Origin of the sequence: Thioalkalivibrio sp. ALMg9 (assembly GCF_000380625.1) — a bacterium.
Lineage (GTDB): Bacteria > Pseudomonadota > Gammaproteobacteria > Ectothiorhodospirales > Ectothiorhodospiraceae > Thioalkalivibrio > Thioalkalivibrio versutus.
In genome coordinates this window covers 1-13,000 of the sequence record NZ_AQYC01000007.1, presented here as the reverse complement: position 1 = coordinate 13,000, position 13,000 = coordinate 1, and the positions used below count along the sequence as shown (strand labels likewise).

General features: G+C 65.8%; 11 protein-coding genes. 7 read left to right on the top strand and 4 right to left on the bottom strand.

Annotated features, from left to right (window positions below):
* Positions 1–10 precede the first annotated feature (10 nt).
* Both F792_RS0103625 and soxB read left to right on the top strand, forming a co-directional pair.
* Positions 11–1,453 (top strand): M48 family metalloprotease, encoded by a 1,443-nt coding sequence (locus tag F792_RS0103625; protein WP_018168411.1) that lies wholly within the window; start codon positions 11–13, stop codon positions 1,451–1,453.
* Between the two features lie 110 nt (positions 1,454–1,563).
* Positions 1,564–3,372: a thiosulfohydrolase SoxB gene (gene soxB / locus F792_RS0103620; RefSeq protein ID WP_018176091.1), complete on the top strand. Its 1,809-nt coding sequence runs from the start codon at positions 1,564–1,566 to the stop codon at positions 3,370–3,372.
* Positions 3,373–3,498: 126 nt separating this feature from the next.
* Here soxB and F792_RS0103615 read toward each other — a convergent pair whose 3' ends face one another.
* The gene (locus F792_RS0103615; RefSeq protein ID WP_018144014.1) at positions 3,499–3,951 is read right to left on the bottom strand and encodes an RT0821/Lpp0805 family surface protein; all 453 of its coding nucleotides are present in this window, start codon (positions 3,949–3,951) and stop codon (positions 3,499–3,501) included.
* 273 nt (positions 3,952–4,224) lie between these two features.
* Between F792_RS0103615 and F792_RS0103610 the strand changes: the two genes are divergently transcribed.
* The 4 genes from F792_RS0103610 to F792_RS0103595 all read left to right on the top strand — a co-directional run bounded on the left by F792_RS0103610 (position 4,225) and on the right by F792_RS0103595 (position 8,134).
* Positions 4,225–4,557, top strand: a complete 333-nt coding sequence (locus tag F792_RS0103610) for a hypothetical protein (protein WP_018168408.1) — start codon at positions 4,225–4,227, stop codon at positions 4,555–4,557.
* Between the two features lie 147 nt (positions 4,558–4,704).
* Positions 4,705–5,244 carry a YjbF family lipoprotein gene (locus tag F792_RS0103605; RefSeq protein WP_026181998.1) on the top strand — a complete coding sequence of 180 codons (540 nt, stop codon included), beginning with the start codon at positions 4,705–4,707 and terminating at the stop codon, positions 5,242–5,244.
* 17 nt (positions 5,245–5,261) lie between these two features.
* Positions 5,262–6,026 carry a capsule biosynthesis GfcC family protein gene (locus tag F792_RS0103600; RefSeq protein WP_018168407.1) on the top strand — a complete coding sequence of 255 codons (765 nt, stop codon included), beginning with the start codon at positions 5,262–5,264 and terminating at the stop codon, positions 6,024–6,026.
* Between the two features lie 17 nt (positions 6,027–6,043).
* Positions 6,044–8,134, top strand: coding sequence for a YjbH domain-containing protein (locus tag F792_RS0103595; RefSeq protein WP_026304765.1), 2,091 nt, complete (start codon positions 6,044–6,046; stop codon positions 8,132–8,134).
* Positions 8,135–8,500: 366 nt separating this feature from the next.
* On the opposite strand, the gene F792_RS0103590 is transcribed toward F792_RS0103595, so the two are convergent.
* From F792_RS0103590 to F792_RS0103580, 3 genes are read right to left on the bottom strand one after another with little or no spacing between them, the layout of a single operon-like run.
* A complete protein-coding gene (locus F792_RS0103590; protein WP_018168405.1) occupies positions 8,501–10,681 on the bottom strand; it encodes a polysaccharide biosynthesis tyrosine autokinase in 2,181 nt (726 codons plus the stop codon).
* Positions 10,682–10,703: 22 nt separating this feature from the next.
* The gene (locus tag F792_RS14455) at positions 10,704–11,147 is read right to left on the bottom strand and encodes a low molecular weight protein-tyrosine-phosphatase (RefSeq protein WP_077276996.1); all 444 of its coding nucleotides are present in this window, start codon (positions 11,145–11,147) and stop codon (positions 10,704–10,706) included.
* A 2-nt stretch (positions 11,148–11,149) separates the two neighbouring features.
* Positions 11,150–12,280, bottom strand: coding sequence for a polysaccharide export protein (locus F792_RS0103580; RefSeq protein WP_018168403.1), 1,131 nt, complete (start codon positions 12,278–12,280; stop codon positions 11,150–11,152).
* A gap of 385 nt (positions 12,281–12,665) precedes the next feature.
* On the opposite strand from F792_RS0103580, the gene F792_RS14100 reads away from it, so the two are divergent.
* The coding region (locus F792_RS14100; RefSeq protein ID WP_038084328.1) for a GDP-mannose 4,6-dehydratase at positions 12,666–13,000 on the top strand (335 nt) is incomplete at its 3' end.

The following is a 13,000-nucleotide window of genomic DNA, read 5'->3' as shown; positions in this document are numbered from 1 at the left end:
CCCTCGCGGCATGCCTTCTATTGTCCATTTCCTGCTCGCCGCCCTTCTGGTGGTGGCGAGCCTGGCGGTACCACCCGCCCACTCCAGTGGCGTTTCCCTGCCCGACCTGGGCGAGGCCTCCGGCGGCGTACTGACCCCGGCGGAAGAACGCGAGCTCGGCCGCTCCCTGCTGCGCGAAGTCCGCCGCAGCGCCCCCCTGGTGACCGATCCTGAGATCGTCTTTTATGTCGACTCCCTGGGACGCCAGTTGCTGGCCAACGCACCCAGCGCCGATGGGCCGTTCTACTTCCTGACCATCGACAACAGCCAGGTGAACGCCTTCGCGATGCCCGGGGGCATTATCGGCATCCATGCGGGTCTGATGCTGGAGGTCCGCGACGAGGCCGAGCTGGCCGCCGTGGTCGCACACGAAATCGCCCACGTTACCCAACGGCACCTCGCGCGCATGTTCGCGCGCGGGCGCGACATCAATTTCACCACCGGCCTCGCCATCCTGGCGGGCATCCTTGCCTCGGCGGTGGATCCGACCCTGGGCTCGGCCATTATTACCGGGGGTGTGGCCGGCGGCATCCAGCAACAGATCAATTTCACCCGCGCAAACGAGGCCGAGGCGGATCGTGCCGGAATGCAGATCCTGCAAGGCACCGGCTTCGACCCCAATGCGATGGCCGATTTCTTCGAGCGCCTGCAAGAACTCTCGCGCGGGGTCGGCGACCAGGTGCCGGAGTACCTGCGCACGCACCCGGTCACCCTCGACCGGATCACCGACGCCCGCAACCGCGCAAACCAGATGGCTGCCAGCGACACCCGCAACCGCGGCCCCGAATTCCAGTGGATGCAGGCGCGCATGCAGGCGTTGCAGGATCCACGGCGAACCCTGGAACGCTTCCGCGCAACGGACACCCCTTCGCCCCAGCAGCGCTACGGGGCGGCGGTCGCCTATCTCGAACGCGGAGAACCCGGCCGCGCCCGCGAACAGCTCGAACGCCTCGATGCAGCGGACGCCCCCGGACTCACCCTCGAACTCGCGTTCGCAGCACTGCTGCGCGAGGAAGGCGAACACAGCGCGGCGCTGGAACGGCTGGAGGATCTGGACGCGGTGTACCCCGGCCACCCGGTGATCCGCGAACGCCTGGCCCGGGTCCACCGGGACCTCGGGCAGCCCGACCGCGCCATTCGCATCCTGTCCGACATGATCCGCCGCGAGGCGGCCCCCAATCCGGAGCTCCTGCGCCTGCAGGCGGACATCGCGGACGCGGCCGGGTATATTGCAATCAGCCGCGAGGCCATGGCCGAATACTTCTTTCATCGCGCCCAGTACGAGGAGGCCGTGCGCCAGTTCGAGGCGGGGATGGACGCCTCGGATGCCAGCGAGCGCGACCGTCAACGCATCGAGGACAAGCGCGACACGGCCCGACAGACCGCACGCGAGGCGCGCGAGGACCGGCGATAGAAACCGCGCACGCGGGGAATGTTCCCGCAGGACCATTCGTCTACCGACAGTCATAGAACTGCCCGAAAACCCACCACCAATACACCCGGACAAGAGAGGTAGAACTCCTCATGCACATCTCACGCCGAGAATTCATGCAGTTACTGGCCGCCGCCAGCGCCGCCGGTTTCCCCCTGGGCGCCGCCGCCTGCAGCAACAACAAGGGCGGTACTGCGGGTGATCCCTACGACACCCTGGATCGCTTCGGCAATGTGCACCTGCTGCACTACACCGACTGCCACGCCCAGCTGAAGCCGGTGTACTTCCGCGAGCCGAACGTCAACCTCGGCGTGGCGGACATGCGCAACCGTCCGCCGCACATCGTGAGCGAGCACTTCCTCAAGCATTACGACATCGAACGCGACAGCATCTACGCCCACGCCTATACCAACCTGAACTTCATGGAGGCGGCCGAACAGTACGGTCGCGTAGGCGGCTTTGCGCATCTGAAGACGCTGATCAACAAGCTGCGTGACTCGCGACCCAACGCCCTCCTGCTGGACGGCGGCGACACCTGGGGCGGCGGCTCCGGCTCCGCGCTGTGGACCAACGCGCAGGACATGGTGGATGCACAGAAACTGCTGGGCATCGACGTCATGACCGGTCACTGGGAATTCACCTACGGTGCCGACCGCGTGGAAGAGATCGTGAACGGCGACTTCGCCGATGCCGGCATCGACTTCGTCGCCCAGAACGTGCGCGACGTGGACTGGGGTGACCGCATCTTCAAGCCCTACGTGATCCGCGAGATGAACGGCGTGAACGTGGCGGTGGTGGGCCAGGCCTTCCCCTACACCCCGATCGCCAACCCACGCTGGATGGTCGAGCAGTGGTCCTTCGGCATCCGTCCGGACGACATGCAGGAGACGGTCAACGACGCGCGTGCCGAAGGCGCCGAGATCGTCGTTGCCCTGTCGCACAACGGCATGGACGTGGACATCAAGATGGCCGGCATGGTCGAGGGCCTGGACGCCATCATGGGCGGCCATACCCATGACGCCGTGCCGCAGCCCCTGCCAGTCGAGCGCCCCGACGGCGGGACCTGCCTGGTCACCAATGCCGGCTCCAACGCCAAGTTCGTCGGCGTGCTGGACTTCGATTTCCGGGACGGCGCAATCAAGGACTGGGAATACCGCCTGGTGCCGGTGTTCGCCGAGATGCTGCCGGAAGACCCGGCAATGGCGACCTACATCCACAACATGCGCAACAGCGAGGTCACCTGGAAGGGCGAGACCTTCAACATGGAGGAGAAGCTGTCCGAGGAACTGGCGGTCACCGAGGACCTGCTGTTCCGCCGCGGCAACTTCAACGGTACCTTCGACCAGCTGATCTGCGATGGCCTGATTGAATACAACGATGCGCAGATCTCGTTCTCCCCGGGCTTCCGCTGGGGCACCACCGTGCTGCCGGGCATGCCGATCACCTTCGAGCACGTGATGGACCAGACCGGTCTCACCTACCCGGAGATGACCCGCAACGCCTTTACCGGTGCCCAGATCAAGGAGATCCTGGAAGACGTGGCGGACAACCTGTACAACGCCGATCCGTTCTACCAGCAGGGCGGCGACATGGTCCGTGTCGGCGGCCTGAAGTACGCCATCGACCCGAGCGCCAGTGCCGGCAACCGGATCTCCGAAATGGAACTGGACGGCAGGAAGCTGGACGCCGACAAGGAATACGTCGTCGCCGGCTGGGCCAGCGTGCAGCAGAGCGTGCCCGGCGGTGTCGGGGTCGACATCTGGGACGGCGTCGCCGATTACCTGCGCAGCCAGGACGGCAATGTGCGCATCAGCGACCTCAACGAACCGAAGGTCAAGGGCATCGGCGAGGACAACCTCGGCTACGTCCCGACCACCGAGGACATGTACCGCAGGTCCTGATCGGTTCGCACCCCCTTCCGGGGGCAACCCCGGAACGAGAAAGCCCCGCTCATGCGGGGCTTTTTTGTGGCCGTCTTCCGGGCGACCCGCCTCCGGACAAGTCGCCCGGGGCCCCAGGGGTTCTATCTAAACATCCACCCAGCGCCCGCTGGCATCACGGCAGGCCGTGCCGTTAATCGTTTCGGGGTAGCCGTCCATGGTGGCCTGCACCTGGTACTCGCGGCAGTCCTGCCCCGAGGAGCGGTAGGTCCGGGTCGGTGTGGCGTGGTACTGATGCCCGGTATTCGGGTTGCGCCAGGTCGAGCTCTGGCGATCCGGGACCGTCTCCAGCGTACGCGACACGCGCATCCGGTCCACGTCATCCATGCTCCGCCCCACCGAACCGCCAACCGCCGCACCCGCCAGGGTCCCGGCAATAATCGCCGCAGTACGCCCGCGCCCGCCCCCGATCTGACTGCCGATAACACCGCCTGCCGCGCCCCCGATCAGGGCCCCCGTCTGCTGCTTGCTCACCGTTTGACACCCCGACAACAGCAAAATCAGGCCCGCTGCCACCAGGAACAGCACTAGTTTTGTCATCTCTGCCTCCATTGCGCGGCCAGGGGCTGCGCGATTCGGTCTCGCCATTAAGCCTAGACCGGCCGAGCTGAACGCTTCGTGAAAGGGTCCGCGGGACAGGAACCACCCACGAATGTGACCTCCAGGAGGCAAAATTTCCAACTGGTTCAAGACACGTGCGCGAAACCTCCCATTCACCTCTCAGAATCAACCCCGTCCGCTGTTCCCGGCGGACATCCATTCCTACACTGTCCCTCGGTAAACGACACCCCCGGTGAAGTGAGGAACGTGACCATGATCAAGAAGATATTCGCCACTGCAATTGTTGCCAGCGTTTTCGCATCCAGCCCCCTGATGGCCCAGTCGGCCGGGGGCGCGGGAGGCCCCTCCGCTGGGACCAATGCGGGCGCCAGCGCCAGTGCCCCGCAGGGCAACCCCAACTCTCCGGTCGCCGGCGGCTCCCCGTCGGGCGGCATCTCCGCTGCGGCCCGCTCCGAACCCGGCGCGATCTCGCGCATCGCCACCCGTTCCGGCCGCCTGGTCGGCCTGATCGCGTCCACCGGGACCACCCCGGGCACGGGCACCACTCCGGGTAGCGGTACCACCCCGGCCACGGGCACCCGGTAACGCACGCCCATGCGGACCAATCCGCTCTTCCTTCGCGAAGGCCGCCTCCGGGCGGCTTTCGCATGTCTGGGCCTGGGAATTTTCGTGAGCCTGATCACGGCCTGCGGTAGTGGCGGTCCCACACCGCTGGGGGCATCCCTGCAAAGCATGGTATCCGGTGGCCCGGATGCGTCTTCCCGCGCGGAGGAAATCCCCTACGCCTCGCTCGCGGTCCACACCGAACATCACCGGGGACTGCTGATCCTCGGAGCGATGTCCAATGGACACACGTACTGGCCGAGTGCCGAGGGCTTGTCGCTCCAACTGCACGACGGGGGCCTGTTTGCCACCGCCGGCCTCGGCGCCGACCTGCTTGGCACCCACCACCCCGACCTGGAAACGCCCCCATGGCGCGGCGAGGCCTCCGCAGGCTACCGGATCGAACGCCATGTCCGGGATGACTCGGGAACCGTGGTGCGCCACGTCGGCCAGGGCACCCTCGAGTGCGCCGCACCCTCGGCGCGGGACCTCCCCCTGGCGACCCTGGAGCTCGAGCGTTGCCGCGAGCGAATCGACTGGCAAGGGGACGGCACTACCCGTGCCGAACTCTGGCGCGACCCCGAAACCCGCGATCTATGGGCATACGACGGCCAGGCCTGGCCGGGTGGCCCCATGATCGCCTGGCAGGTGGCTCGCCCCTGGTGGTAGCCCCGGCAGGAGGCCTGATGCAACACCCTATCCGTTTCCCTTGGCTGGCCCTGTGTCTGCTGGCCGCGGCTCCGTCCGCGGGCCTGGCCGACCGTTCGCCCGCCGAGACCCCGCTCACCGATCACTGGGTGGCCTGGCAAGGCGAGCTGTCCGCGCCAATCGACTGGGGCTACAGCTTTGGCCTGCGCAGCCGCGATATGCGCGCGGTCGACCACGAGCGCAGGCGGCTACTGGCCGAGATTGAACTGATCGCACAGACCATGGACATCGCCGGGCGTCCGCACGTCGCGCACGCGCTGGACAACTGGAGCCGTACGGTCGAGTCGATGGAGCCCACCCCCCATGCGCGCAGCGCGGAACGTCTCGATCTGCCCTGGCTCCTGGCCAACCTGCGGCATGCCCCGACGGCGACGGACCTGGAACATATCGGTTACTGCGACCCGCCCGACTGGGTGGAGCTGTGGTCCATGGACGGCGCTCAGCGCCACGAATGGGACCCGGGCATGACCTTGCAGGACCTCCTGTCACGTCCGCCACGCGCCGCGGTGCGCGGCTCTGATACGGCCGCCGTAGTGACACCGCTTGGCGAAGTCCATGTGTTCGGGGTCGCGGCCTGGAACAGGGAAGACAGTACGATCGCCCCCGGCACCCGGGTGATGGCCCATCTCAACATCCGCGACCTTGGAGGCACCCTGGAGGGGGACCTGCTCAACCATCGTCTGCCGCGCTTTCTCGCCACTCGCCTGCCGGGTGACAACTGCACATTACGGACCCTCCCATGAACATTACCGCTTCGCGCCTGCGCCGCCGCAGCCTGGTGGCCGCCGTACTCGTCGGCCTGGGCATTCCCTCCGCCCAGGCCGAGGACTTCGGACTCGGCCTGGGCCAGCGGGACACCGGTGGCATCGGCCTGATGCAAACCCCGACAGCCCGCACCGGCGATGCCGGCCATTTCGCGGGAGGCTGGAATCGCACCTTCCCTTATCGCCGCTGGAGTGTCTTCGTCCAGCCCATGGACTGGATGGAACTGGGCTTCCGCTACGTCCAGGTGGAAAACCGGGCCTACCTCGCGGCCGGTGATGCTGACCGCTACAACATCGACAAGGGCGTCGACATGAAGCTGCGCCTGAAGCAGGAGACCCGGTACATCCCGGAGGTGGCCGTGGGCTTTCAGGATCTCGGCGGCACGACCCTGTTCGGCGGCGAATATCTGGTCGCGAACAAACGCTGGAACAACCTCGACTTCTCCCTCGGGCTTGGTTGGGGCTACCTCGGTAACCACGGAGACATCGAATCGCCGCTGGGCTGGATCCACGACAGCTTCGACCGCCGCCCGCGGTCCGCCGGCGGCGGCCAGGGGGGCGAAGTCGCCACGCACCAGATGTTCCGCGGTCCCGCCGCGCTGTTCGGCGGGGTGGAATACCAGACCCCCTGGGATCGCCTGCTGCTGCAGGTCGAGTACGAGGGCAACACCTATCAACAAGAGCCCCAGAGCAATGCCCAGGAACAGGACTCGCGCTTCAATTTTGGCGCCCGCCTGCGCCTGACCAGCAACGTGGAACTGCATGCCGGCTGGCAGCGCGGGAACACCGCGATGGTCGGCCTGCACTTCACGACCAATCTGGCTCGACTCTCGCAGCCCAAGGCCGATGATCCACCCCCGGTCGAACCCGCGCATCTCGACCGCCGCGACTGGGACGCGGTCGCCGCGGACCTCAATGCCAACGCCGGGATTCATGTGACCGAGATTCGCCAGGTCGGCGACACCATTCAGGTGACCGGCCAGCCCAGCCGCTTCCGCGACCTGAAGCAGTCCGAAGGGCGCGCCAACCGCCTGCTGGAAGCCCAGGCCGAAGCTGGCATTCATACCTTCCAGTATCGCTGGCAGACCCTCGGTCTCGATCTGCGCGAGAGCCTGCACGATCGCGAGGCTTTCGGCCGTGCCCTGGCTTCGGCCGATCACGAAACCGACTACCGCCACAGTGTGCGGGTACGCGATGCCAAGCCCACCGACAACGATCGCGGCGAGGTGCTCTACGCAGCGGAACCGCGCCGGTTCGAATGGGGCATGGGGCCCTCGCTGGAGCAGAACTTTGGCGGACCGGATGGCTATCTCTATCGCCTCTCGGCCTACCTGGACGCCAGCTATTTCCTGAGCCAGGGCACCTGGATCTCGTCGATGCTCTCCACCACCTTGCTGGACAACCTGGAGAACTATGACTACATCGCCGATTCCGAACTGCCCCGCGTGCGCACGCACATCGGGGACTACCTGGCTGAGACCGATGTGGGAATTTCCAACCTGCAAGCCACCCATACCCAGCGTCTCGGCCAGGACTGGTACGCAATGGCCTACGGCGGCCTGCTGGAGACCATGTACGCCGGCATCGGGGGCGAGATCCTGTACCGGCCGTTCAACAGCCGCTGGGCCCTGGGGGTCGATGCCAACTGGGTCCGCCAGCGCGAGTTCGACCAGCAGTTCGGCCTGCGCGACTATGAACAGGTGACCGGGCACGTCACCTCCTACCTCGATACCGGTATCCAGGACATCCATGCCCGAGTCAGCGTAGGCCGCTATCTCGCAGGGGATCTCGGGACCACACTCGACTTCTCGCGCCAGTTCGACAATGGCGTGGTGGTTGGTGCCTGGTCGACCTTCACCGACGCCGGCGACGACTTCGGCGAAGGCAGCTTCGACAAGGGTCTGTACCTGTCGATCCCCTACGATTCATTCTTCTCCACCTCCAGCCGCAACCGGGCCAACATCGCCTGGCAGCCGCTGACCCGCGACGGTGGGGCGCGCCTGAACCGGCGCCATCAGCTCTTCGACATCACCGAGGAGCGCCAACTCGGTCGCTACTGGGACGAGCCCGACGCCACCTGGCGATAACTCTTAGGTATCCGGGTCCCTCGGGGCCCGGATACCGCTTCCACCAGACCCGCCGCCCTTTGCGCTGGCAGCGACCAGTCCAGCCTCAGCCCGGCCGCATGCACAACCCCTGGCGGCGCGGGGCCCGTGCCAGGATGCCAGCCGGGCAGGCCGTCGATTCCCATGTCGGGCCTTCTGAATGCCCACCCTCCCCCGTTTGCGCTTGAGTTCGGCCTTCACGGAGTCTCGCGAGGCCGGTGATACCGACCCTCTGCACCTACACGACCGAAATCGATTCCGGCGACCCGCCCTGCCACAAAAAGGCCCCGGCAAGAGCCGGGGCCTCGGGTTAGCGCGTTCGCGATCGCCAATCCTTGTCAGGAAGCGCTATTTGTAGGAGTAGTGATAGTAACCGTACCCGTAACTGGTCGAGGCCTTGTACTCGATCGAGTTCAGGATACAACCGCGCACGTCGACCCCGGCCGCTTCGAGACGCCTCCGGGCCGACTCGATCTCGCGCAGCGGATTCAGCTGGAAACGCACGACCATCAGGGTGGTCGAGCACTGACGTGCCACCACGGCCGCATCGGTCACCGCCAGGATCGGGGGCGTGTCGATCAGCACCAAGTCGTAGTCGCGGCTGACTTGCTCCAGCAGACGGCTGAAACGATCCCCCATCAGCAGCTCCGACGGATTCGGCGGAGCACTCCCACGGGCGATGTAGTGCAGCCCATCGATCTCGGTGCCTCGCAGTATCCCGTCCAGCGATTCGCGGTCGGCCAAATACTCCGACAGGCCCCCGTCACTGCGCTGCCCGAACGCATGATGCACATGCCCCTTGCGCAGATCGGCATCAATGACCAGGACCCGCTGTCCCGCCTGAGCACAGACCGCGGCAAGATTCACCGATACAAAACTCTTGCCGACATCCGGACTCGGCCCGGTGATCACCAGGCGATTGTCTCCGGCTTCGAGCATCGCAAAGTGCAGGCTGCTGCGCAGTCCGCGCAGCGCCTCGATGGCGTCGTCGGCCGGGTCAAGGGAGGCGAGCACGCCACCCGGCACGTCGTAGCCGCGCGGCTGACGACGCCGCTTGACCCTGCGCAGCAGGTTCTCCTGCTGCCGCGACCGGGGAACACTGGCGTACACAGGCAGATCGATACCCTCGATCTCTTCCTGGGATTCCACACCGCGCGTCAACATCCCGCGGACCAGCACCAGCGCAATGGCCAGGCCACCGCCAAAGACCGTGGACAACATCACGATCATCCTGCGCTGCGGCTCCACCGCCGAGAGGCCGGCCTGCGCATCGTCCAGGATGCGGACATTCCCGACCGTACTGGCCCGGGCAATATCCATTTCCTGCATGCGATTCAGCAACTGCACATAGATGTCCTGATTGACCTCGACATCGCGGTTCAGGCGCAGGATCTGCTGCTGGGTCTCCGGCAGCGCACCGATCTCTTCATTCAACCGGTCGCGCTCGCTTCGCAACTTCTGACGCTTCTCGATCAGTGCCGCATAGGTCGGATGGCTGGGCGTATACCGCCGGGATATCTCCGCCTCTTCGAACTCCAGCTCATTGAGCTGACGCTCAAGGTTGACCAGCCGGTCCAGCACGGTACGGGTCTCCTGCGAAAGGTCCACGCTCTCGCGCTCCATCCGGTAGTCGTTCAGGGCGTCTTCGGCCGTTTGCAGTTGTTCGCGAACATCCGGAACCTTCTCCTCCAGAAACTCGAGGCTCTTCTCCGCCTCGGCCGCCTTGCGCTGAACGTTCTGCGTGAGGTAGATCTGATTGATTGTATTCAGGATGCGGCGCGCATGGTCCGGGTCCGGGTCGGTCAGGGCCAGGCTGAACACGCCACTCTCCCGACCCTGCTGTCCGACATCGAACTGGGCGCGCAGGCCATTGATCGCGGCCAGGCGGGAACGCCTCTGGATATCGAAGCGGGCCCCAGGGGCCGCCTCCAGTTCGGCCACCCGGAGCCGCACGTCGCCATCAAGAAACTCCACGTCCGCGCCGACCCGGCCCTCGCCCAGGTCGCGATCGCCGCCCAACAGGCGATAGTGGTTGTCATCCAGGACCTCCAGCGTGAAGGTGTGTCCCTCGTATGCACGGGCCACCCGGAAGTCGCCAACATTGAGGGACTCGCCCGCCCAGACGCTCGAACCTGCAAAGGCAGGGCGCTCCATGCCGCGCCGCACCAGGTAGTCCCCCACCACGGGCATGCGGTGCGGGCGCACCACCAGGTCCAGCGACTCCTGGTCGACCGCGCGTCCGAGGACCATGCGCGAGCGGAGGATCTGTAGCTCGGCCTCGACCCGGGGTTCCTGCCCCAGCATTTCACGCACGTTGGCCAGGGGGCTGCTGAAACGCCCCATGTCTTCGACCTGCACCAGCGCATCGGCCCGGTAGATCGGAGTCGACAGCGTCGCATGGATCGCGCCCGCCACTGCGAACAGGACCGTGATCGCCACGATCCACCACTTGTGGTCCAGCAACTGACCGAGCAGTCGGCCAATATCCAGTTCGCCTTCCGGTCCCCCGGGAGAATGATTCTGGGTCATCGGGATTTACCTGTGTCGAAGATCATCGATTGAGCCGCCGCGCCCAGGCGTCGGCAGCCTCCACGAGCAGGGCATGTGCCTGCCCGAATACCTCGGGGCTCTTGCCATAGGGATCAGGAACATCACGGCCCCGGCCATCTTCCAGCCAGTGACCGAAGCGCATCGTCTTGCCCAGCACCTCGGGGTGGCGCGCCCCCACTGCCTGCCGCTGCCGCTCGCTCATGACCAGCACCAAGTCGGCGTGATGCAGGAGCTCCGGCTCCACCTGACGCGCTACGTGTGCCGAGACATCCAGGCCGTCGGCCTCGGCGAGACGCCGGGCTTCAGGGTGAACGCCCTCCCCGACCAGGGCCCCAAGGCCGGCGGATTCCACCGCGCGATCGGGCAAACGATTACGCAACAGGGCTTCCCCAATGGGGCTGCGGCAGATGTTGCCAGTACAAACCACAAGAATCCGATTGAACATGGCTAGAAGTCGTCGCTGAGGTTTCGAACATCTCGCGTGGTCCGCGATGCCTGATAGACCGCGCTCACGGTGGGCAGGATCTGACTGATCACGCGATTCCAGCGCCCGAGGGGCGTGGTGGTGACATAGACGATGTCCAGCGGTTCGAGCTCGAACTCGGCCCCGAGCATCAGTGCCGAGGCATTGCGCGCGTCCAGCTGATAGACGGTCGCGAGCTTGTCGCTCTCGGGTGGTGCACGGCGGATCACGAAGATCCCGCTGGCATCCGCCCGGGTTTCGTTGAAGCCTCCAGCCTGGCTCAGCGCATCCATCAGGGTGACCTGACCACGGCCCAGGGGCAGGCGCTGAGGATCACCCACCTCGCCCATCACATAGACCTGCTGGCCGGCGGTGTCCGGGATGTGCAGGACATCCCCATCGCGCAACAGCCGGTTCTGCGACATGTCCCCATGGCGCAGCATCTCGTAGAGCGAGACGACGATTTCCTCCCCGTCCCGAGTGAGGATCACCTCATGCCAGTTGGCCGTGTCCGCCAGACCACCAGCCTGGTGGATGGCATCGAGCACCGTCTGCGGGACGTTCGTAATGGGCTGCACACCCGGCTCGCGCACCTCGCCCGTCACCCGGACCCTCTGCGAGTTGAACGCGGCGAGCCGCACCTCGACCTGGGGTTCGTTCACAAAGGCCGCCAGGTCGCGCGCAATCAGATCGCGCACCTCCGCGACCGTGCGCCCCTCCACATGCACCCGTCCGATATACGGATAGAAGATCGTGCCGTCCGAATGCACGGTGTTGCCCGATTCCACCGCCGACCGCTCGCTCCCGGCCGGGATCGTCAGCTCCGGGTGCTCATACACAATGACCGCCAGCACATCGCCACGACCCACGCGGTAGTCGTACTCGTCGACGTCCCGCACCAAATCATCGCTCGCCCGACGCAGGTCCGGCGGTACCGAGCGCTGCTCCTGCGCCCGGATCAGACCGAACGTAATCGGTTCAATGTCGACCAGATCTTCGACCGGGGCACTCGAGCTGCGCTCGGAGATATGCCCGCCAGGTGCCCAGGCACAACCGCTCAGCGCCAGTAGCGTGACCAGCGACAGGGCCCAGCGAATGGGGGTTGTCTCGTTCATGGATCATCCTCTTTCGCGCATTACCGCAACGCCTGCCGTGCCAGCAGCTGCGGGGCTTCCAGTGATCGTGGCGACCCCGGGCGGCTTGGGCCTCAAGCGGGGTGACCCTGTCACGAATGAGCAGGATCGTCGCCGAACTGGCGCAGAATATCGGCGCACCCCCCCCGGGGGACAACGCCCAAACACGAAACTTACGGGCCTGTTCACAGCTTCGGCGGATCGACCTCACGTTTCCCGGAAACGGCGTTGCAGGGCCCTGAATGGGGGTGCTTGAATCCATCGCGTTCCGTCCATCTGCGACTGTCCCGGACCTCCATCACACCGCCCGTACAGCGGGCTTGTGGTCCGGAAACAGCCGCCATTCATCCGACGAGGGAAAGGCGACATGAAAGTCCTGATCACCGGCGCGGCAGGTTTTATCGGCTCCCATTTGGCTCTGCGCCTGCTGGAACGTGGCGACACCGTGATCGGTGTCGACAATCTGAACGACTACTACGACCCGAGCCTGAAGCGGGCCCGGCTGGATCACATACGCGCCTTCCCCGCCGCCCGTCAGCACTTCGTGTTCGAACAGCAGGACATCTCCGATCGAGCGGCGGTGGAACGGGTGTTCCGCGAGCACCGGCCGCAGCGGGTGGTGAACCTGGCGGCCCAGGCCGGCGTGCGCTATTCGCTGGAGAACCCGGCGGCCTATGTCGACACCAACCTGGTCGGTTTCGG